The 20,680-nt window shown below is 44.3% G+C and carries 21 protein-coding genes; 19 read left to right on the plus strand and 2 right to left on the minus strand.

Features of this window, described 5'->3' with window-relative positions:
- Nucleotides 1-85 precede the first annotated feature (85 nt).
- Both NL645_RS13840 and NL645_RS13845 read left to right on the plus strand, forming a co-directional pair.
- A complete protein-coding gene (locus NL645_RS13840; RefSeq protein ID WP_006743142.1) occupies nt 86-709 on the plus strand; it encodes a cytochrome c in 624 nt (207 codons plus the stop codon).
- A 42-nt stretch (nt 710-751) separates the two neighbouring features.
- A complete protein-coding gene (locus NL645_RS13845) occupies nt 752-1,306 on the plus strand; it encodes a hypothetical protein (RefSeq protein ID WP_012841631.1) in 555 nt (184 codons plus the stop codon).
- An 87-nt stretch (nt 1,307-1,393) separates the two neighbouring features.
- Here NL645_RS13845 and nrfA read toward each other — a convergent pair whose 3' ends face one another.
- On the minus strand, nt 1,394-2,821 hold the full coding sequence (gene nrfA / locus NL645_RS13850) for an ammonia-forming nitrite reductase cytochrome c552 subunit (protein ID WP_253651860.1): 1,428 nt from the start codon (nt 2,819-2,821) through the stop codon (nt 1,394-1,396).
- A 449-nt stretch (nt 2,822-3,270) separates the two neighbouring features.
- Here nrfA and nrfB point away from each other — a divergent pair, with 449 nt between their 5' ends.
- From nrfB to NL645_RS13925, 15 genes are all read left to right on the plus strand, one after another.
- A complete protein-coding gene (nrfB, locus tag NL645_RS13855) occupies nt 3,271-3,873 on the plus strand; it encodes a cytochrome c nitrite reductase pentaheme subunit (protein ID WP_253651861.1) in 603 nt (200 codons plus the stop codon).
- A 1-nt stretch (nt 3,874) separates the two neighbouring features.
- Nucleotides 3,875-4,561: a cytochrome c nitrite reductase Fe-S protein gene (nrfC, locus tag NL645_RS13860; protein ID WP_012841634.1), complete on the plus strand. Its 687-nt coding sequence runs from the start codon at nt 3,875-3,877 to the stop codon at nt 4,559-4,561.
- Entirely contained in the window at nt 4,558-5,529 is a 972-nt protein-coding gene (gene nrfD, locus NL645_RS13865) for a cytochrome c nitrite reductase subunit NrfD (RefSeq protein WP_005394774.1), read from the plus strand. Before nrfC ends, nrfD begins: the two co-directional genes overlap by 4 nt.
- Nucleotides 5,530-5,538: 9 nt before the next feature.
- Nucleotides 5,539-7,443 (plus strand): heme lyase CcmF/NrfE family subunit, encoded by a 1,905-nt coding sequence (locus NL645_RS13870; protein WP_253651862.1) that lies wholly within the window; start codon nt 5,539-5,541, stop codon nt 7,441-7,443.
- On the plus strand, nt 7,421-7,954 hold the full coding sequence (locus tag NL645_RS13875) for a DsbE family thiol:disulfide interchange protein (RefSeq protein ID WP_253651863.1): 534 nt from the start codon (nt 7,421-7,423) through the stop codon (nt 7,952-7,954). Before NL645_RS13870 ends, NL645_RS13875 begins: the two co-directional genes overlap by 23 nt.
- Nucleotides 7,941-8,351, plus strand: a complete 411-nt coding sequence (gene nrfF / locus NL645_RS13880) for a heme lyase NrfEFG subunit NrfF (protein WP_053808915.1) — start codon at nt 7,941-7,943, stop codon at nt 8,349-8,351. Before NL645_RS13875 ends, nrfF begins: the two co-directional genes overlap by 14 nt.
- A 146-nt stretch (nt 8,352-8,497) precedes the next feature.
- On the plus strand, nt 8,498-8,674 hold the full coding sequence (locus NL645_RS13885; RefSeq protein WP_005394761.1) for a hypothetical protein: 177 nt from the start codon (nt 8,498-8,500) through the stop codon (nt 8,672-8,674).
- 216 nt (nt 8,675-8,890) lie between these two features.
- Nucleotides 8,891-9,547 (plus strand): GTP cyclohydrolase II, encoded by a 657-nt coding sequence (gene ribA, locus NL645_RS13890; protein WP_005394759.1) that lies wholly within the window; start codon nt 8,891-8,893, stop codon nt 9,545-9,547.
- 176 nt (nt 9,548-9,723) lie between these two features.
- Nucleotides 9,724-10,986, plus strand: coding sequence for an imelysin family protein (locus tag NL645_RS13895; protein ID WP_046876199.1), 1,263 nt, complete (start codon nt 9,724-9,726; stop codon nt 10,984-10,986).
- A gap of 97 nt (nt 10,987-11,083) precedes the next feature.
- A complete protein-coding gene (locus NL645_RS13900) occupies nt 11,084-12,466 on the plus strand; it encodes a di-heme oxidoredictase family protein (protein WP_253651864.1) in 1,383 nt (460 codons plus the stop codon).
- Nucleotides 12,467-12,476: 10 nt separating this feature from the next.
- A complete protein-coding gene (locus NL645_RS13905) occupies nt 12,477-13,514 on the plus strand; it encodes an imelysin family protein (protein ID WP_253651865.1) in 1,038 nt (345 codons plus the stop codon).
- Nucleotides 13,495-14,577, plus strand: coding sequence for a DUF1513 domain-containing protein (locus NL645_RS13910; RefSeq protein ID WP_253651866.1), 1,083 nt, complete (start codon nt 13,495-13,497; stop codon nt 14,575-14,577). The genes NL645_RS13905 and NL645_RS13910 overlap by 20 nt, the downstream gene beginning before the upstream one ends.
- 141 nt (nt 14,578-14,718) lie before the next feature.
- Nucleotides 14,719-16,260, plus strand: a complete 1,542-nt coding sequence (locus NL645_RS13915; RefSeq protein WP_046876195.1) for a murein L,D-transpeptidase — start codon at nt 14,719-14,721, stop codon at nt 16,258-16,260.
- A 166-nt stretch (nt 16,261-16,426) separates the two neighbouring features.
- Complete coding sequence (locus NL645_RS13920) at nt 16,427-16,975, plus strand: DUF882 domain-containing protein (protein ID WP_048625700.1); 549 nt, start codon at nt 16,427-16,429, stop codon at nt 16,973-16,975.
- Nucleotides 16,976-17,070: 95 nt separating this feature from the next.
- Nucleotides 17,071-17,727 (plus strand): MBL fold metallo-hydrolase, encoded by a 657-nt coding sequence (locus NL645_RS13925; RefSeq protein WP_048625699.1) that lies wholly within the window; start codon nt 17,071-17,073, stop codon nt 17,725-17,727.
- Between the two features lie 18 nt (nt 17,728-17,745).
- On the opposite strand, the gene NL645_RS13930 is transcribed toward NL645_RS13925, so the two are convergent.
- A complete protein-coding gene (locus NL645_RS13930; protein ID WP_048625698.1) occupies nt 17,746-18,411 on the minus strand; it encodes a DUF2982 domain-containing protein in 666 nt (221 codons plus the stop codon).
- 273 nt (nt 18,412-18,684) lie between these two features.
- Here NL645_RS13930 and NL645_RS13935 point away from each other — a divergent pair, with 273 nt between their 5' ends.
- Nucleotides 18,685-19,089, plus strand: a complete 405-nt coding sequence (locus NL645_RS13935; RefSeq protein WP_005394736.1) for a hypothetical protein — start codon at nt 18,685-18,687, stop codon at nt 19,087-19,089.
- Between the two features lie 414 nt (nt 19,090-19,503).
- The gene (locus NL645_RS13940; protein ID WP_005394734.1) at nt 19,504-20,595 is read left to right on the plus strand and encodes a TRAP transporter substrate-binding protein; all 1,092 of its coding nucleotides are present in this window, start codon (nt 19,504-19,506) and stop codon (nt 20,593-20,595) included.
- Nucleotides 20,596-20,680: the final 85 nt, after the last annotated feature.

Raw genomic sequence — 20,680 nt, forward strand, 5'->3', positions numbered from 1 at the left:
GTTGCTCGGCTTTTTTGTACCTCTATCAACGCAATACAAGCATTAAACCAGTACACTAATACTCAGTTTGTCTAGGGAGCGCGTTATGTCTGTTTGGTTTTTCATTGCCATCACTTTGATGGGATTATTCGTCGTCGTATTATCGCTCAGCGCTTCAAGAGTAAGAGCGGCACAATGGTTCGGTTTTTGTGCTTTGGTACTAGTGTTAACCAGCGCTAGCTTCTTATTGTTGCGTCAATCTCCTCCACAACCTATTCAAGCTGAAGTCTCTCGAATGATGACTGCTCGCGATATCATGCAGGAAATTCAAGACCAATTGCGTGAAGATCCAAACAATGCAGAATTGTGGTTTCAGTTAGGGCAGGGCTACCTGCTAGAGGGAGAACTGGATGGCGCGCTGATTTGTTTTGATTACGCCATCCAACTGACTGAGCCAGTCGGTGCCACGCAACTTGCTGCGAAAGCGACGACCTTATACTACATTCACCAGCAATCAATGACGCAAGAAGTCAGTTTGCTTCTAGAACAAGCTTTGCAGATAGAACCGCACAATGAAGCTGCTTTGTCTTTGATCGCCAATGATCATTTTTTGTCATTCCGCTTTCAGGAAGCCATTGATACTTGGGTGCTATTGCTCGACTCGAACGATCCAAGCTTGGATCGAGTACAAATTATTAACTCGATCAATAAAGCTAAAGAGCTGTTGTAGGAGTAGACTCTAACAAGTAGTAGAAGAAAGGTGGGGGGACGAATGAAGAATAAAGCGTTCGGAATATTGGTGGTGCTGTGCGGCTCCGTGTTAGTGGGTTGTAGCTCTTCCGAACATTCTGGCACCTCATCTGCGGTTTATTACTCTTCCGGTTATTACGACCCTTGGTGGTACGATCATGACGACTACTGGATTTACTACTATCCGGGTTGTTGCGACAACGACGATGAATACAAAGAGAAACTAGAAGAGTGGTGGAATGGCTTGGATGAAGAGCAACAGCAATCCATCAAAGACAAAGTCGAAGATTGGAAAGACGATGATATGTCCGCCAATATCGATAACATGAAGCGACAGCTTGACGATCATTGGCAATCGCTGCCTGACGAGCAAAAGCAGGAGATTCAAACCAAGTGGGAGAACCGCCCCAAGCGCATCGAGCCTATGGCTTTACAAGATAAAGCGGTGAAAGAAAAGGTTCAACAAAGAAAAGCATTGCCGGAAACGAAGATCCAGCGCCCAGTTACACGCCCAAATGTGCAGATGCCTAAAACACGTCCACATATTCAGCCTAGGCCGAGACTTCCTCGTCGCTAATCTGTTTTCCTCTGCCTTCTATCAAACAAAAAGGGCGCAACGTGCGCCCTTCGTTTTATCCATTTAACCTAGTGTAATCGATACTGATCAGTACGTTGCTTCGCGCTCAGCAGCTGCTTTATCCCATTCTGGTGCCACCGTTTCTAGGAAGTGTTTCTTGTCTGCGTTCATCTTTTCCATATCCATACCTAGTGCTTGTTGCGCTTTTGCTTTGGTCGAGATATCTGGAATTTGAACTGGGTCAGTAATACCTTTTGTTGCCAGTAAACGAACTAACTTAGTACGAGCGTCAGCAGCGCGATCAACTGCGGTACCGAGTACTTCAAGTGCTACCTCAGGAGCATGCATGTGAACACCGTGAGAAGCAATCGCGTAGTCCCAACGCCATTGTGCATGGCGAATATCTTGTAGGATAGGTTGCATCTCTTCTTCTGTTGCCCCTGCTTCCCATGCTGCACCAGCTTCAAAGTGTGCTGCCACAATTTGCTTCTCGGCGGTTAGCTTCATGTTTAGTACTTGCGCTTTGCGAGTCGAAACGATGCCTTGTAGTTGCTCTTTGGTTTGAGTATGGCATTGCGCACAGGTGTCTTCAAAACGATCAAACGGGTTACCTACTTTGTGGTCGGTGTATACCGTACCGTCTTCTTTGGTTACTTTAGGCATGTGACAGTCCACACACACCACTTTGTTTTTGCCATGAATACCCGCTCTCCAAGTTTCGAAACCTGGATGTTGCGCTTTTAGCATCGGCGCTTTAGATACTGCATGCGTCCAATCTTTGAAATTCAACGCATCGTAGTATTTCTCCATATCAGCGACGTTGGTCCCCATGTCCCATGGGAATTTGACTGCTTTAGTCGGACCTGTGAAGTAGTACTCGACATGACATTGAGCGCAGACTGACGCTTGTTTATCTAAGCGAGATTGTTGGTCAAAATTTTTGCCGATGGTGTCAAAAGCACGCTCGACGTATGGGCGAGTCAGTGCCAGTGCGGGTTCGCCCTTCTTGAAGGCTTCAGAACCCGTATTGTGACAGTCGGAACAACCGATAGGGTTGACGATTTCTGAGCCCAAGCGCGCCCATTTACCTTCAAAATAGCCGTCTTCACCGCGCTCTTCAATTACGCGGGCGACATCTGGGCTTTTACAACTCCAACAAGCCATCGGCATTGGCCCGGAGTTTTCGTCTGCTGGTGCGCCAGTTCTGAGGGTTTGCCTCACATCATTAAGCGCGTAAAAGTGACCGCGCGCTTTGTTGTAGTCTTTAGCAAAACCATAACCGGCCCACAAGATCACCATGTTTGGGTCTTCACTTAAGGCATCTTCAATATGCTCGCTTTCCGATGTGGCTTTCCAAGAGTGATATTGGTCAGGATGGTTTTGTTCAAAGGTATCATTGCGAGGCTCTATGAGACCAGTATCCTCTGCCGCCAAAGGAGCACCAACCAAAAATAATTGGCTGGCGAATAACGTCGCAACCGCGATAGGTGCGCTCATCCAGTGTTTTATGCTCACGGTGTTATCTCCATATTCGTTTTTATTAGCAGCGTTGTGAGGAGCTATTCCAAATAAGAATCGGAGATCTATCGTTAATATTAATAGTGAATTGAATAGATGAAATAGTGACCGAAATTGGCCTTGTTTTAGATCAATTTATGCTAGTGATCTTAATCATGTTTAAGTTTATATACCCCTAAAGTGGTATGTTGTAATCCCCTTTAATCACAGCGTGTTATGGGTATAACCATTCTAAAAATAAGGTGATTAAGGTCGCTTTTTGAACATGTGATTCTACCTCTTAGGAATTATAGAGGTATTATAAATACAGGTTTAGCGTTGTGGCTTTCCAAAATAAGAATTGATGTCATTTGAAGGTGTAAAAATATCTTCAGAGGAAATTAATTGTTGCTCAAATAATAGTTGATAAGAGTTATCAATTATTATCGAGCTAAGGAAAGAAAAATATGGGCAATATAAAATTGACCATAGAGACAATGCTGAAATTTCTCTTCATCTTTGCCATCTATGGTTTTTTCACCGCCGCCCATGCGACTTCTTCAGAGCCAGTTGAAGGTGCTCAAGCTGAGCGTCATCAAGTCGAGTTGATCCGTGACCGAGACTATAAATGTCTTCAATGTCATAAGGATGCTAAAGATACTCTGAATCTATCGCATGATTCGCAAGCGTTATTGAGTCAAGGTAAGCAGCTCAATTGCACTAACTGTCACAGCAACATCGGCCCTGATCACCGTGAAGGGGCACCCGATGTGATTAAGTTTTCTGCTGCGCAATCGAAAGCGGTGCACGACAAAGTGTCCCTTGACCCAAGCTTGATTCTCAAAGCTAATAGCCAGTGTGTGGATTGTCACGCGCCACTTAAGTTAAGAGAAAAGCATTGGACGCACGATGTGCACGCCAAAAAACTCACTTGTTCAAACTGTCATGATGTTCATGCCGCAAAAACCAAAGCTTTGTCTTATGACAGAAAACAGCTGATTAAGCAGTGTGTGGATTGTCACTCTGAATTTGCCGTCGAACCTGAACTTGCCAAAGAAGAGGAGAGATAGCATGAAATGTTCGAGAAGAAACTTTTTAGCTAGCAGCGGTGCGTTGATTTTAACTACAGGCGTTGCGGGCACTTCCGTTGTTAGCTCCTCTCTTTATGCCAGCAACAGTGAACAAGCGAAGCGCATGGGTATGGTTCATGATGAAAATGCCTGCATTGGCTGTACCGCTTGTACCGATGCTTGTCGCGAAGTAAATAAAGTCCCTGAAGGCGTGACGCGACTTAAAATTCATCGCAGTGAACCGATTGGAGAATTCCCAGATGTGGAATACCAGTTTACTCGCGAATCCTGTCAGCACTGTGATAATCCACCATGTGTCTATGTGTGCCCAACAGGCGCAGCATACAAAGATGAAGCGACGGGCATTGTGGATGTACACAAAGAGAAATGTGTCGGATGTGGTTATTGCTTAGCGGCTTGCCCTTACCAAGTGCGTTTCTTTAATCCAGTCGATCACTCTGCGGATAAATGTAACTTCTGCCGCGATACCAACCTGGCGCAAGGTAAGCAGCCAGCTTGCGTGGAATCTTGCCCAACAAAAGCACTCATCTTTGGTGATTTAAATGACCCAGCTAGCGAGGTGAGCAAAGCCATTGAAAGCCATGTTGTCTATCGCGATAAATCGCATTTAGGTACCCAACCTAAACTGTACAAAATTCCGCATAGCAAAGGGGAGGTGTCATCATGAACGGCTTCGAAAGTGCATTCCACTTTGACTCGTTAGTCTGGGATTGGATTATTGCAATTTACTTATTCCTTGCTGGGATGTCAGCAGGTGCGGTGATGATTTCTATCTATTTAAAACGCAAAGTGATTGAAGGTGATCCCGCAAACAATGGCATTATAAAAGCAATGGCTTGGCTCGCGCCATTTGGCATTATTTCTGGCTTAGTGATTTTGATTTTCCACTTAACTAAACCGCTTGAGTTTTGGAAGATCATGATTTACTACAACCCGACTTCCGTGATGTCGATGGGCGTTGTCTTGTTCCAAGTGTACATGCTAGTGCTGTTTGTTTGGATCGGCGTTATCTTCCGTCATCAAATCATCAGCTTCTGCGAAGGAAAGTTGCCGAGTAAATTATTGGATTTTGCCGATGGCATCTTGATTAAAGCAGGGAAAGCAAACAACGCGATTGAGTTGTTCTTAGGCTTTTTAGCGATCGTGCTTGCGGCATACACTGGCTTCTTATTGTCTGCATTGAAGACTTACCCAATGCTAAACAATCCAGTACTGCCAATCTTATTCCTATTCTCTAGTTTGTCATCTGGCGCAGCAGCATGTTTGATGTTCGGCATCTTGGTGTTTGAAGAGTCGACCAGCAGCCCAAGTGTGTCTTGGGTACACGGATTTGAACGCCCAGTAGTATTGTTTGAGCTGTTTGTCTTAGTGACATTCTTTACTGGGCTTATCTTTAGTGGCGGGCAAAATGAAGCCGCGGCTTGGAATGCCATTTCGAGTGGGTTCTGGGCTCAGTGGTTCTGGGTTGGGGTGGTGCTCATCGGAATGATCACACCGTTGACACTAAACTGGCTAACGCCTTCAGAAGTTCGTCATAGAGGAAGTTACGTTTTTGCGGTCACAACGTTGAGTTTGGTTGGCGTACTCATGCTGCGTACTTTCATTCTCTATGCTGGTCAAATGACCATCGTGTAAGGAGGCTAAATGGAGGCTGAGCTCGGTTTCTTTTTGTTGATATTGGTGGCTGTCGCATCGACATGTGCGACGCTGCTGCATTGGGTTTGCTTTATGCTGCGGAAGAAGGGAGTGTTGCCACACCAAACCGCAACGTCTCATATTATCAGCTTAGCCTCCTTAGTTTGTTTGGCGCTTTTGATAGTCTGTTTTATTCAGGATAATTTTGCGCTTGAGTATGTGGTTACACACTCGAACAGCCAGTTACCTATCGCGTTTAAGATTGCAGCTGCTTGGGGCGGCCATCAAGGGTCTATGTTGTTTTGGGTGGTTACGTTGAGCTTATGGGCCTCTTTTATTGCTATCAAGTCGCCAGTTTGCACTCAATATACAGGCGATTGCTTGGGTATCATGAACTTACTTATTGCTATTTTCGCTTGGTTTACCCTCACCACGTCCAATCCTTTTGAGTATGCTCAGACGCTAGCGTTGGAGGGGCGAGATCTCAATCCGATGTTGCAAGATATCGGGCTTATTATTCATCCACCGCTGTTGTATTTGGGTTACGTTGGTTATGCCGCGATACTGGCGTTCGCCTTAGCTGCGTTATTAGCGAAACGACCTATAAATGAATGGTATGGTGTTGCCCGTAGTGCCGCTTTCTTTGCTTGGGGTACGCTAACAATTGGAATTTTGATCGGTGCTTGGTGGGCATACAATGAATTAGGTTGGGGCGGGTGGTGGTTTTGGGACCCGGTAGAAAACGCGTCTTTGCTGCCTTGGTTAATGGGTACCGCGCTACTGCATAGCGGTGTGTTGTCGAAGCGTAATAAAGGAGCAATTTGGAGCACCTACGCATTGGCTTTTGCGACGTTCAGTTTGAGTATTCTCGGCACATTTGTTGTGAGATCGGGTGTATTAACCTCAGTACACGCGTTTGCGGTTGATCCAACCAAAGGTGTAGTACTTCTTGCTGTTCTTAGCGTTTTGGTGATTGTTACCTTTGGTGTGCTCATTATGCGAGGGCTACATATTCCTCGTTTTACGCTCGATTCGTTAATAAGTCGTGCCTACATGGTATACATCGCTATTGGACTTCTCGTTGTTTGTATGGCGATTGTTTTCCTCGGTACCTTTTACCCAATGCTTTATCAACTGCTTGGCTTGGGTAATATATCCGTTGGGGCACCTTACTTTAAAAGCCTCGTTTTTCCCCTTACATTACTTGCTCTGACCTTTCTCGCCTTTATGCCCGTGTTGAAGTGGACGAAAGGAGCCAGTCCTCATGCCGTTAAAACCATTGGGTTTGTCGGTATTCATGTTATTGCGGTTAGCGCTATTTTCGTTTTTGCTACTAAAGAGCTTCATATAACGACTTTGATTACTCTGGTATTAGCGACGTGGGTAGTGGTTTCTCATGTGCTATTGCTGTTTTGTGCAGAAAACAAGAGCAAATTAATGCCTATGTTTCTTGCTCATGTTGGCTTTGCGTTGGCTGCAAGCGGGGCAGTATTTAATAGTGACTATTCGTATGAATACAACTTACGGGTAGAGCCTGGTAGCTCGTATCAAAAAGCGGGTATCACCGTTGATTATCATGGAATTGAATGGTTAGTTGGGCCGAACTACACCGCAGAACAGGGGAGTGTTGATCTTTATTTGGAGAGCGGTAAGGCGTTGAACTTTCAACCCGAGAAACGGCATTACCCTGTACGCGTGATGAATATGACCGAGCCCGCTATTCGATCACTATGGCATGGAGACTACTACATCACTTTGGGTGACAAGCTCGACAACAGCGCCTACGCAATTAAAGTGCAATATCGCGCGGGCATATGGTGGATATGGTTTGGTGGCGCTTTAATCGTAATAAGTGCTTTGGGGAGTATGATGAATCTAAGGGGAAAAGGTAATGAGATCGAAAAATACGCTTAAACTGATCGTTCTCATATTGCTAGTTGCGATTTTTTTTGTCACCGCGACAATGGCATTATCCGATAGACCAAACGTAGAAATACAACAAAATCGTATGTTATCTATCCCAGATTTTACCGCTTACTCACTCATTTCAGGCAATCGAATCACCGATGCAGTACTAGAAAATCAAGGTTATGTGCTATTGAATGTTTGGGCGTCTTGGTGCGGGGTTTGTAAACAAGAACATGATGATTTGCTCAACTTAGCTCGACAAGGTGTGCCCATCGTTGGTCTTAACTATCGAGATAAAGAAAGCGCGGCTAAACGCTATTTGAGCTCTTCACACAATCCATATACCGAAGTTATATCCGATCCTAATGGGCAACTGGTGGTTGAACTTGGTGTAATAGGAACACCTGAAACTTACTTAATTGATCAAAATGGCAATGTTTTGATCAAATATAGAGGTAAGTTAACAATAGACAAATGGAACTCGTTATTTTCGGGGTATTTTAATGTCTCACTTTAAATATGCTTACTTCATTATTGTTTTGTTTTCTTTGTGTTCTTCTTGGGTCAAAGCAGAGCAAATTACGCAGCATGTTGATCTGTTTGAATTTCATTCCGTTGAACTGCAACAAAGAGCAATTGCATTAGCTAAGGCTTTACGATGCCCGCAATGTCAAAACCAAAACCTTGTTGAATCTAATGCACAAGCCGCTAAAGATTTAAGATTGAAAGTGTACTCGATGGTAAACGAAGGAAGCACGGATCAAGAGGTAAAAGATTATTTGGTTCAGAGATATGGGAATATCGTTTTGTATCAGCCACCATTTAATTATTCGACAGCGGCGTTGTGGATCTTTCCTCTATTACTTTTGATCTTTTTTATCCTATTTTCGATCAAAATGATAAAGCGTCAATAATGTGACCACTATTCCACTATGGGAAATAAATCGTGCAGATAACAAACAGAATGTTATCATTTTTCCGAATTTATGAAGATTCCAGTATAAAGAAAATCAACGATTTGAGCTGGAGAAGTAATAAAAGAACTAAGTAGGTGCACGCAGTGGATTCAGTTATATTACAGTTAAAAAAAGACTTTTATTCGCAGATTCGTGCATTGCAAACCTCGAAACTGCCTCAAGTTACATCGTCTCTTGCCGTATTAACCGAAGAAGAAATTCAAGAACTCGAAGCGGTATGGATAGAGCTTACGGTTTGGAAACGTAGCCAAACACATTAAATCATCACCCCTACATGCAACTCATTATCAACCCCAGACAAAATTTGTCTGGGGTTTTTTATTGTAGTTTTTCAAAATTGTTATACTATAACAATTCGTCAGCGCGGGGAGTTGTTCTCTTTGGCTGTCTTTAGGGGATAACTGCTCTCAATTGTGATCTCTATATTGAAAAATGCGGTATCAATCCCCATAGTTGAAGAGCAATGAGTGAATCCCATGAATGCAATAACGAAAACGCATCAAGCGCATCAAGCAATAAATCGAGTGAGTATAGATATGGCGGAAGTACGTGCCAGAGTAGATTTTAAAGTCGGGGCTAAAAGTAATATCGATGCTGAAATCCTGTCTTTTCGTGGCCTGAAGACAGATAAAGAGCATGTGGCAGTTATCTTTAGGCAAGCGGATCAAACGCAAGAAACGCCTTTGGTGCGTATGCATTCAGAATGTCTTACTGGTGATGTTTTTCACTCATCCCGCTGTGATTGCGGCGAGCAATTAGAAGAAACCATTCAACGCATGGGCGAATCTGGCGGTATTATTTTATACCTACGTCAGGAAGGTCGTGGTATTGGTCTATACAATAAGATTGATGCGTACCGTTTGCAAAGCCAAGGTATGAACACCTATGAAGCAAACAACCATTTGGGTTTTGACGATGACCTTCGTGATTTCACTGAAGCAGCGCAAATGCTCGAAGCATTAGGTGTAAGTAAAATTCGCCTTGTGACCAACAACCCTAAGAAAATCCGTGAATTAGCAGAATACGGCATCGAGATTGTTGAGGTTGTCAATACCTCTGCACATATTAAAGATGGTAATGAAAGCTACCTAAAAGCAAAAGTTTCTCATGGTAAGCACAATCTAAAATTCTGATTTTATTTATTAAATTATCAGTTTTGCATGTTAAAAGCCTCACAATGATGAGGCTTTTTTTGTATCTAGAGTTGAAAATAAATTGTAAATTTGTATTATCTCGTGACTAATAGTGCAAATAAGAATAATTAGCACTACGAATAAAACAAATAAATTGCTCAACAAGGATGCTTCAGATGAATGCAAAAACAGTTTTAGTCCAATCTATTGCTGCATCACTCCTCATTGCCAGTGGTTCTACCGTTGCTGCCCAAGTAACGAAACAACAAGTCGTTGAACATTATGCAGACGTTGCACATGCAGTCTTTGCTGACTCAGTGACAACGGCGAAAACGCTCGACGTAAAAATCGACGAATTCCTAAAATCGCCATCAGCGGATAAGCTTGAAGAAGTAAAACAAGCATGGCTAGACTCTCGCGTTCCGTACCAACAATCTGAAGTGTTCCGTTTTGGTAACGCGATTGTTGATGACTGGGAAGGGCAGTTAAATGCATGGCCACTTGATGAAGGCCTAATTGACTACGTAGCGACAGATTACCAATATGAACTCGGTAACGAAGGCGCTGCTGCAAACATCATCGCAAACACCAGTTTACAGATTGGTGCTTCTAAACTAGACGTTTCAAACATTACTCCAGAATTGCTAGCGGATCTCAACGAAGTAGGTGGTTCTGAGGCAAACGTTGCGTCAGGTTACCACGCGATTGAATTCTTACTTTGGGGTCAAGACCTAAACGGCACAAACGCAGGCGCAGGTCAGCGCGCTTACACAGACTTCGTTGTCGGTTCTGAGTGTACGAATGGTCACTGTGACCGTCGTGGTGAGTACCTAAAAGCGGCAGCCGATCTACTGGTTCAAGACCTTGAATGGATGGAAAAACAGTGGTCTGCGGAAGTGAAAGGCAACTACCGTGAAACGCTTCTTAATGATTCTGCGGATAATGGCCTACGTAAAATGTTGTTCGGTATGGGTTCATTGTCTTTAGGTGAGCTTGCTGGTGAGCGTATGAAGGTGGCGTTGGAAGCAAACTCGACAGAAGATGAGCACGATTGTTTCTCAGACAATACGCACAACTCTCATTACTACAACGAGCAGGGCATCTATAACGTTTACACAGGTCTTTACAAGCGTGAAGACGGCACATTGCTTTCTGGTCCGAGTATTGCTGACCTAGTGGCTCAAAAAGACAAACAAGCAGCTAAAGAGATCCAGAAGCAGTTTGATGTTACGCGTAATCAAGTTGGTAAATTGGTTACGTCTGCGGAGAAGAATAACCAACACTTCGACCAGTTAATTGCAGCGGGTAATGCACAAGGCAACACGTTAGTGAATGACACCATCATGTCATTGGTTGCTCAAACCGGTTCAATTGAACGTGCTGCGGGTATCATTGGCATTGATAGCCTAAGCCCTGATACTGCTGACCACGAGTTTTAATCAAAGTACAAAAAATAATTGAAAGGGCTCGTTTGAGCCCTTTACCGTTTTAACTCGCTGTTATCCCACCCCTCTTGTTGTGTTTTAGAGCAATGATATGAAGCCTTACTTAATTTCGGTCTTGGCCGTGATCTTTTCTTCTACTGCTATCGCGTATGATGTGAAATCTGGTGGACAAACGAGCGTCAAAAAAGAAGGCGCCAACGCGTATTCTCTTCCTGCCGCGAACCTTCCTATGAGTAAACGTCTTGATTTTAGCGTGGGCAATAGTTTTTTCCGCAACCCTTGGGTACAAGCGCCAGCGTCTACCGATGCCAGAGATGGTTTGGGACCTCTTTTCAATACAAATGGTTGTCAAAACTGCCACATCAAAGATGGTCGTGGTCATCCTCCAGAGCAAAATGATTTGCATGCGGTGTCCATGTTAGTGCGTTTGAGCATCCCTGCGATGACGTCAGAACAAAAAACAGCGTACATCAGAGACGGCGTTATACCTGAGCCGACTTATGGCGGCCAGCTCCAAGACTTTGCCCTGCAAGATCAAACGCCAGAAGGAAAAATCGAAATCACGTACACCGATGTGCCAGTGAAGTTTAAAGACGGCACGACGGTGACACTAAGAAAACCTCATTTGAATATTACCGATCTAGGTTACGGCGATATGCACCCTGATACGGAATTTTCAGCGCGTGTTGCACCGCCAATGATCGGCCTTGGTTTGTTAGAGAGTATTCCTGACGAAACGCTACTTGCATGGGCTGATGCACAAGATGCAAATAAAGACGGTATCTCAGGTAAAGTAAACAAGGTTTGGGATATTGAGAAGGACGACTTCTCGATTGGTCGTTTTGGTTGGAAAGCCGGACAACCGACGTTAATGCAGCAAAATGCAGCAGCATTCAATGGTGATGTGGGGCTGACGAGCCATTTATTCCCCAATGAAAACTGCACCTCGAAACAAAGTATTTGTGACGACATGCCAAATGGCGGCAAACCAGAAGTGAGTGAAAATATTCTCGACTTCGTTGAGTTTTACAGCCAGCACTTGGCCGTACCTATTCGCCGAAATATGAACGATCCTAGCGTGAAACTCGGTCAGAAAATCTTTGCTGCAGCTGGCTGTGAAAGCTGCCATAAGACCAGTGTCAAAACGGCGAAGCGACCAGAGTTACCAGCGCTTTCTGAGCAGCTTATCCATCCATATACAGACATGCTTCTGCATGACATGGGGGAAGGTTTGGCCGATAACCGTCCTGAGTACTTAGCAAATGGCCGTGAATGGCGAACGGCACCCCTATGGGGAATTGGTTATACCGAAGAAGTAAATGGGCATAGTTACTTCTTACATGATGGCCGCGCCCGTAACCTGATGGAAGCGGTGTTGTGGCACGGCGGCGAAGCGGAAACGGCCAAACAAAACGTGCTAGCACTGAACAAAAAAGAACGTGACGCATTGATTGCGTTTCTGAATTCTCTATAAGGAACCAACCATGAAAATAACACGATTAGTGAGTGCGGTTGCCGCAACGTTAAGTTTGGTTGGTTGCCAATCGACAGTCGGTTCGAGCTCTGCCAAGCCTGAGAGTACAAGTCATATTTCTCAAGCGGTCTATGAAGTTGAGTTTCAATCTGCGCAGACATTTTTAGCGCAAACCACAGAACTAGAACAAAGCTTCGCGGATTACTGCACATCAGAGACGAAAGATGATGCGCAAGTAAAACAGCAATGGCACCAAACTATGCTGAAGTGGATGGCATTACAAGGTCAAGAGCGTGGCCCTGCTACGGCGTTGGAGCAAAGTTGGAATGTCCAGTTTTGGCCAGATAAAAAGAACACCACCGGCCGAAAAATGTCTGTGCTGACGAAATCTGACCAAGTCTGGAGTGCGGAAAAGATCTCCACGCAAAGTGTTACTGTGCAAGGTTTAGGGGCACTGGAATGGCTGCTTTACGATAAAGCGTCGACCTTATTTAGCAACAGCAATACCTGTGCGACAGGTGTTGCAATTGCTGAAAACCTAGAGAACAAAGCGCAGATCATCGCAGATTCTTGGGCACAAAATCCCTGGAAGTCGTTAGAGATGACGGAATGGAAATCCGAGTACATCTCGCTGCTTTCTAATCAGCTTGATTACAGCATGAAAAAGCTGAGCCGACCGCTAGCGAAGATTGGTAAGCCTCGTCCTTACTTTTCAGAATCTTGGCGTTCAGAGACCTCGCTTTCAAACTTAAAAGCCAACCTTCAAGGGATGGAAGCGTTGTACTTTGCTAACGGGAATGGTCTAGATGCGCTACTTAGAGAGCAAGGCCATGCAGATCTCGCAGACCGTGTCGTTCATCAGTTTGAAATGGCGTTAGAAACTTGGCCAGAAGATAAGAGCTTGTTTTCTGAACTACAAACAAAAGAAGGTTATCGCATGGTGCTCGCTCAGTATAATAAGCTAGAGCAATTGAAGTACCTGATTCATGAAGAGGTGGCGATCGAGCTTGGCGTAGTTATAGGATTTAATGCAACCGATGGTGACTGATCAAACCCGCCGAACCTTACTGAAAGCCGCTCTCTTTGGTACGGCCGCACCTATGATGCCATTTGGTTGTGCTTCAACACGTTCACGTCAACCAGCGTTGATTGGCTGCTCAATCATTGGCCGAGATAAATACGCAGCGGTAGTGGCCGATGAGCATGGTATGCCGCTATCTTCGTTGCCGATTCCTGAGCGTGGTCATGGTGTGGCGACCAACCCACAAGGTCACGCAGTGGTCTTTGGTCGTCGACCAGGAACTTTCTTCATGGTGTTTGATTATCGCTCTGAGCAGATGATCAAACTTCAGTTGGCAAAACCGAATCGCCATTTCTATGGTCATGGTGTTTACTCCCATGACGGTTTGTTGCTATTTGCTACAGAAGGGGAAAGGGGCACAAGCCGTGGGATCATTGGTGTTTATGATGTGCAGAAGCAATATCAAAAAATCGATGAGTTAACGGGTTTTGGTCTAGGTCCTCATGAAGTGATCATGATGCCTGATGGCGCATTAGCGATTGGCGTCGGTGGCGTACACACCAACGGGCGTGAACCGCTCAATCTTGATAGCATGAGACCAAGCCTGAGTTACCTTTCACAAGAAGGTGAGCTGTTGGATCAAGTCTCTTTACCAGATCATAAGTTGAGCATCCGTCATTTAGCGCATGATGGTGCAGAGACGGTACTGTGTGGTCAGCAATATCGTGGAGAGCCGGATGAATACCCAGCTTTACTTGCGATGCACACTCGTGGAGGCGTGATGCAATCTTTGCATGCGGAACCCGAAGAGTGGGCGAGATTTAATCACTATGTCGCGAGTATCGCGGCGACGGATGAATGGATCCTTGCGACTTCTCCTCCGGGCAGTTGTTATGGGATATGGTCCAAAGCTACAGGTAAGTTGGTTGAGTTAAGTGCTTTGCCAGATGCATCGGGAGTAGTGACGTATGGAAAGGAATTCAGGGTCAGCTCTGGTGCTGGCAAAGTGGTTGAGCAAAGGCCAACAACACATAAAAGCGCTTCTTTTAGTGGTGTTCAATGGGATAACCATTGGTCAAAGATTGTTTGAACCCAAATAGATAAAGAAACTTGATGTTAATTTCGACATCAGATTCTTAATTTTAAACCTGCAAGCTGTGAGATATTTGCCATACTTTTCATTATGGCAAGTAGCGCAAGGATCGTTTCAGTGTTTGCTAGGGTTTTAATCATGACGGCACTTATGGTGCCGTTTTTCAGCTTTTCTACCGTCGTTTCTCTCGAAGCTTCTGCACAAACAGAGCAAGAGGGAGCGGTACAAAAGCTGTCTGTCGAAAAAATGATCCATTATCCAGAGGTGATTGACCAGCTTTATCAAAGTACCAATTACCGTTTGAACTGGGAAAATGAAAGCGATATTGAGCAGTTTCTTTTTCAAGTAAACTTGGTTGCTCTTGCTGGCGTCACGGACGAATTCGAGAATCAACTCCATCGTATAAACCAAGTTCGATGGCAGGGAGATAACCTCGACTTTGATTTGGTGATGACAGATTCACTGTTGATGTATCTCAGCTATCTCGAGCAGCTCCCTGAAGAAGGTATCAATTGGTTATTTGCTAACAAAGCCCACGTGATTTTACCTGCTCCTAGCATCGATACTTTGTCCGTACTGAGTAACGAAATTACGGTTGGCAAACTTGGTCAATTCTTAGCAAGTCTTCGTTCTCCTTTACAAACGGACGAAGCTTTTTATTCCGCTTACTCCTCTTTATCCGAGCATGCTCAGTATCAATACCCACTCTATGAACAAACGGGCCTCGCCCGTGTTGGTGACCAATTAGAAAATAAACCGCTTCTGATTGAGCGTATGGAAGTGGTTGGTGTGGATGTATCGTATTTAGATATCACGACCCAACAGTATGATGAAGAATTAGAGTTAGCGGTGAAAGAGTTTCAGCGTATTCATGGCTTGAAAGAGGACGGGGTGATTGGCCCGAATACCATTCGATGGATCAACTTTTCTCCTCAAGAACGATTGCATCTATTGGCGCTGAACTCAGAACGTTCAAGGATTTGGTCCAAAGACAGAGATAATGTTGTCTTTGTAAATGTACCTGGATACGAAGTAACGTATTGGCACGATGGTCAACCGTTGTTCGAGTCTAAAGTTGTGGTTGGCAGAGCCTCAAGAAAAACACCAATCATGTCGGGGACTCTTGACTCCGTCATTCTCAACCCCACATGGAATGTGCCATGGACCATAATGGTGAAAGACATCATTCCTAAAGTGAAACGTAATCCGATGTATTTGATTAACCACAATATTCAAATCATCCGGTCTTGGACTTCAAACGAAATTATTGACCCTACAACCATCAATTGGGCGACGGTGAATCCGAGAACATTTCCTTATCGTATGCGACAGGCATCGGGCTTACACAATGCATTGGGATTGTATAAGTTTAATATGCCAAACCCCCAAGCTATCTATTTGCATGATACGCCAAGTAAAAACTTGTTCGAACGAGATAGACGCGCATTCAGTTCCGGGTGTGTCCGCGTTGAACATGCCGACCAACTGGCGGAGCTCTTATTCAAAACTCAGGGATTAGAAGAACGCCTAGCGAAAAAACGGGAAAGTACGCGTCGCTCTAACACGTCGGTCCCTTTAGGAGAACGCATCCAAGTGCACATTATTTATCAAACCGCATGGCTAGAAGAGGGAACACTTTACTACCGAGATGATATCTATAAATACGATCACCGTAGTTGAAATCTTTAAGTAAAATTTACAAAACTAAGAATCTTCTGTTTGTTCAATAATTAAGCGTTAATCGCCACATCTTAAAATTAGGGTGGAGCGATTTATGCATTTGACGTGACAAATGTGTTTGGGTAATGTCCGCGACTTGTTTAGTTGTTGAGCATTGTTTTTTGAAATGGTAAGTCGTAATTTTTCCCGCCGAGATTTCCTTAAAATGACCGCTGGTGGCGTAGTATTGGCATCTGCCTTGCCATCGATTTCATGGGCTTCATTCCCTGACGAGCCACGTGAGTTGGCGATGAACAACCTTAATACTGGAGAGCTCCTCGAAACATGCTATTTCGATGGTAGACGCTATCTTGATGATGAACTAAAAAAGCTGAATGAGTTTTGTCGTGATCACCGTCGAAACGAAGTTCATCCGATGGATCGACGCTTGTTCGATCAAATCAGCCAGATTCAAAAGCTGATCGGTACAGATGCAGAAGTCATTGTAATTTCTGGTTACCGTTCGCCTTTGACCAATGCGTCCCTGCGTAAAGGGGCTAGCGGAGTGGCGAAGAAAAGTCTTCATATGGAAGGTAAGGCCATAGACTTCCGTCTTGATGGAGTGAAATTGTCTACTGTACGCGATGCAGCAATTAGCTTGAAAGCTGGTGGTGTTGGGTATTATCCAAGTAGTAACTTTGTCCATATCGATACAGGTGCTGTGCGTTCTTGGTAAGTCAATAGCAAGCCTCAGCAGGTCTTGAAGTCGCATGGGGTTAGTGTCATAGTTGCGCCAGTTTTAACGCAAATTTGTTTGGTAATAGGTTTTCTATGGCTCTGAAATACCAAGTTGTCCCAGTGACATCTTTTTCTCAAAACTGTTCTATCGTGTGGTGTGATGAAACGATGAAAGGCATCGTTATTGACCCAGGCGGTGACGAAAAGCAACTTGCTATGCTCATTAAAGAGCTTGGTATCGAGATCGTCAACTTGGTGCTAACTCATGGTCACCTAGATCATGTTGGCGGAACAGAGCCGCTGGCTGCAATGCTTGGTGGTACTGAGATCATTGGTCCTCATAAAGCGGATAATTTTTGGTTACAAGGTCTAGAAGGGCAAAGCCAAATGTTTGGTTTCCCATTGACTGAAGCCTTTGAACCGCATCAATGGTTAAATGAGGGTGACACTGTCACGTTTGGTAATCAAGTATTAAAGGTATTCCACACACCAGGTCATACCCCTGGTCACGTTGTTCTTTATAGTGAAGAAGCGCGATTGGCGTTTGTGGGCGACGTATTGTTTAACGGTAGCATTGGCCGAACTGACTTCCCACAAGGTGATTTCAATACCTTGATTAGCTCTATCAAAGAGAAATTGTGGCCTTTAGGCAATGATGTCACGTTTGTCCCTGGTCACGGCCCTCAATCGACTTTCGGTCACGAACGTAAAACTAACCCGTTCGTTGCTGACGAGATGCCGCTTTACTAAAAGCGCGTGTAGTAAGCATTATTCTGGCTCAGCGGCAGCTAAGTATCGCCGAGTCAGTCCCACAAAATCCTCTGCTTCACGATCTAGGTCACTGGCTGATATAAACAGATCGTAGCCGTAAAATCCTCTTTGATATTTCATACGGTTGGCGAGCATCGCCAGCAAGCCTTTATACTCAACCCCGTTGCTGTTTATGTATGGCTTAGGATCAAGCACCATATCTTCAAACTTTTCTTCACACTGATTTTGCTTCGCACCTAAATAAAGTAGTGCGCGTTGGCTAAGGAGAATTTCTGTCGCTATACGAGGGCAGATCGAATCCAAATAAGGTGAGTAGTGTTTTAGACGAATACCAATCCAAGGTAGCGGCTGATGCCACCCTTCCTGCTGGTAGCTACAAATCCCTATTGACTCAATATTTCGCCATCGGACGACCCATCCGCCTTTAAAAAGATGTTGTTGGAAGTGAGAAGCTGTCAGCGTAAAAGTGACTTGGCTTTTTTTGATCATCAAGATGGCGAAACCAACAATTGCAGACATCAAAATGACCGACAACATGGCTTGCTTCCATCCCGGAGAAATGACAACCAAAAACAGGGTTATCAGTGCAACGAGCAACAAAAGTATTCTGTTGATAGGGGAGTCGGGTTTGAAATGTGAATTTGTTAGGTGCAGCGTTTCCATGCTTATAACCTCATCGAATACTTGATCAAAAATGCGTGGATGACTAAATGTGCATTGACTTGCATTTGAAATAAAAGAAACCTCTGTTTTTATACCCAGTATTCAATAAATCCGTTCATAAAATATCTGATTAAATAGTAGACGTTCTATGCTTTGAGCGCATTTTTCATCGCGTTTCGCCGCTAAAACCTACAAATTGCTTGTGAATTTTGGTATAAAACGCGCTTCAAATTTTCATCCCTGCTGAGATGCAGTGAACTGGAGAAATATTCAATGAGACTTGCTCATAAGCGTAAAGTGCAGATGAAACTGCAAAAACGCATTAAAGCGACAGTAGCAAACTTAGCTGCAGCACCTAAAGCAGTGAAGCCTGTTGCCGAAAAAGCAGTAGCACCTTCTGTTGCTGAAAAAGCTGTTGCGGAGAAAGTAGTAGCTGAGAAAAAAGTAGCTGCAGTGAAAACAGTTGATGTTGCCCTTACTCCTAAGCAACAACAAGTATTAGACATCGTTGTAGCAAATGCTGAAGGTATTAACCCTAAAGGCATTGGTCTAGCTGCAGGTCAAGAAGATACTAAAGCGGCATCATGGGCTACTGGCGCACTGAAGAAGCTTCTTGAAGAAAACCTAGTTCAAAAAGAGCAGTTAGCAGGTAACAAAGTTATCTACAAAGCAGTTTAATTACCGCTACCGTTCTAGATTGAATACCTCGGCCAATGCCGGGGTATTTTTTTATCTTCGTATTGAAAGTAATCCATTAGGTATTGATTTTAACGCTGCCAATAAGTGCTTTGTCACATTTTCTTAAATACTATGTAAATTTTTTGGCAGAGAAGTACGTACGTATCATTTTTCTTTTTACATCGTTAAGGGAAAAGTAACTCATTAATTTTATGATGGTTAAACTTGTTGTATAACAGCTGTCCTACGTAGTTATACGTAATACCTAAGGCTAATGTCTTATTGATGAATTACTCGCTTCCGTGTTCATGCCCATTTCGCATTCGACAACATTGTTACATCTTTTATACCGAATACAGCCAATCCTAATGAAATGGATGACAACAATAACCTTGGTGATAAAGGACGTGAACGATGAGTCTAATCCAAAAATCTTTAAAACGAGTGCTCAAAACAACCGCTGTCGTTGCCGCGATGACATTCGTTGTGACTTCTGCAAATGCTGCTGAAAAAGTCTATCGTTTAAAGCTTGCTGAAACTTGGGGACCTAACTTCCCGATTTTTGGTGATGCGACAAAAAACATGGCAAAAATGGCAGAGGAGATGTCCAACGGGCGTCTGCAAATCCGTATTGATTCCGCAAACAAGCACAAAGCGCCTTTTGGGGTGTTTGATATGGTTAAGTCTGGCCAATACGACATGGGCCACTCGGCGTCTTACTACTGGAAGGGCAAGGTTCCAAACACACTTTACTTCACTTCTATGCCTTTCGGTATGTTACCAACTGAGCAGTATGCGTGGTTTTACTACGGCGGTGGTATGGAGCTGATGGAGAAGGTGTACTCTCCACATAATTTGATGTCTTTCCCTGGCGGTAATACCGATACTCAGATGGGCGGGTGGTTCCAGAAAGAGATCAAGTCCGTCGAGGATTTGCAGGGTTTGAAAATGCGTATCCCAGGTTTTGCTGGTGAGATCTTGGCAGAGCTAGGTGCAAAACCAACGAATATCGCCCCTGGTGAACTATATACCTCTCTAGAGCGTCGCACAATTGATGCCTTGGAGTGGGTTGGTCCATCATTGGACTTGCGCATGGGCTTCCACAAAATCGCGCCATACTACTACACAGGTTGGCATGAGCCAGCAACTGAGCTTCAGTTCCTTGTTAATAAGCGTACTTGGAACCGTCTACCTGATGATCTAAAAGCGATTTTACAAGTAGCAATGAAAACCGCCGCTTACGATATGTACACGCAATCGAAACACGAAAGTGGCAAAAACTGGGCATCTATCAAATCTGAATACCCAAATGTTGAAGTCAAAGACTTCCCGCCTGAAGTAGTAGCTGCGTTGCGAGAAGCAAACGATCGTTTGTTGAAAGAGCACGCAGAAAAAGATGCTTTGGCGAAAGAGATTCAAGAGTCGCAAGCGAACTACATGAATCAAGTTCGACCTTGGTCAGACATTTCACACCGAGCTTACTTAAACAGTCAAGCTCAACAATAACGTTATGACGCAGGCGACGCCGAGAGGTTTAGCCTCCGAACGAAGCCCAAGAAAACTTCATAATGAATGCTCCGCACCATAGCGG

The sequence above is a fragment of the Vibrio sp. Y51_MX_L26 genome, assembly GCF_024181935.1.
Classification (GTDB): domain Bacteria; phylum Pseudomonadota; class Gammaproteobacteria; order Enterobacterales; family Vibrionaceae; genus Vibrio; species Vibrio diabolicus.

Excerpts from the sequence above, each read along its gene's own strand:
- NL645_RS13930 (WP_048625698.1), bottom strand. The coding sequence starts at position 18,411 with ATGGAAACGCTGCACCTAACAAATTCACATTTCAAACCCGACTCCCCT.
- nrfD (WP_005394774.1), top strand. The coding sequence starts at position 4,558 with ATGAACGGCTTCGAAAGTGCATTCCACTTTGACTCGTTAGTCTGGGAT.
- NL645_RS13900 (WP_253651864.1), top strand. The coding sequence starts at position 11,084 with ATGAAGCCTTACTTAATTTCGGTCTTGGCCGTGATCTTTTCTTCTACT.
- nrfB (WP_253651861.1), top strand. The coding sequence starts at position 3,271 with ATGGGCAATATAAAATTGACCATAGAGACAATGCTGAAATTTCTCTTC.
- nrfF (WP_053808915.1), top strand. The coding sequence starts at position 7,941 with ATGTCTCACTTTAAATATGCTTACTTCATTATTGTTTTGTTTTCTTTG.
- NL645_RS13925 (WP_048625699.1), top strand. The coding sequence starts at position 17,071 with ATGGCTCTGAAATACCAAGTTGTCCCAGTGACATCTTTTTCTCAAAAC.
- NL645_RS13910 (WP_253651866.1), top strand. The coding sequence starts at position 13,495 with ATGCAACCGATGGTGACTGATCAAACCCGCCGAACCTTACTGAAAGCC.
- NL645_RS13845 (WP_012841631.1), top strand. The coding sequence starts at position 752 with ATGAAGAATAAAGCGTTCGGAATATTGGTGGTGCTGTGCGGCTCCGTG.
- NL645_RS13905 (WP_253651865.1), top strand. The coding sequence starts at position 12,477 with ATGAAAATAACACGATTAGTGAGTGCGGTTGCCGCAACGTTAAGTTTG.
- nrfC (WP_012841634.1), top strand. The coding sequence starts at position 3,875 with ATGAAATGTTCGAGAAGAAACTTTTTAGCTAGCAGCGGTGCGTTGATT.
- NL645_RS13915 (WP_046876195.1), top strand. The coding sequence starts at position 14,719 with ATGACGGCACTTATGGTGCCGTTTTTCAGCTTTTCTACCGTCGTTTCT.
- NL645_RS13935 (WP_005394736.1), top strand. The coding sequence starts at position 18,685 with ATGAGACTTGCTCATAAGCGTAAAGTGCAGATGAAACTGCAAAAACGC.
- NL645_RS13870 (WP_253651862.1), top strand. The coding sequence starts at position 5,539 with ATGGAGGCTGAGCTCGGTTTCTTTTTGTTGATATTGGTGGCTGTCGCA.
- NL645_RS13940 (WP_005394734.1), top strand. The coding sequence starts at position 19,504 with ATGAGTCTAATCCAAAAATCTTTAAAACGAGTGCTCAAAACAACCGCT.
- ribA (WP_005394759.1), top strand. The coding sequence starts at position 8,891 with ATGAATGCAATAACGAAAACGCATCAAGCGCATCAAGCAATAAATCGA.
- NL645_RS13840 (WP_006743142.1), top strand. The coding sequence starts at position 86 with ATGTCTGTTTGGTTTTTCATTGCCATCACTTTGATGGGATTATTCGTC.
- NL645_RS13920 (WP_048625700.1), top strand. The coding sequence starts at position 16,427 with ATGGTAAGTCGTAATTTTTCCCGCCGAGATTTCCTTAAAATGACCGCT.
- NL645_RS13875 (WP_253651863.1), top strand. The coding sequence starts at position 7,421 with ATGAGATCGAAAAATACGCTTAAACTGATCGTTCTCATATTGCTAGTT.
- NL645_RS13895 (WP_046876199.1), top strand. The coding sequence starts at position 9,724 with ATGAATGCAAAAACAGTTTTAGTCCAATCTATTGCTGCATCACTCCTC.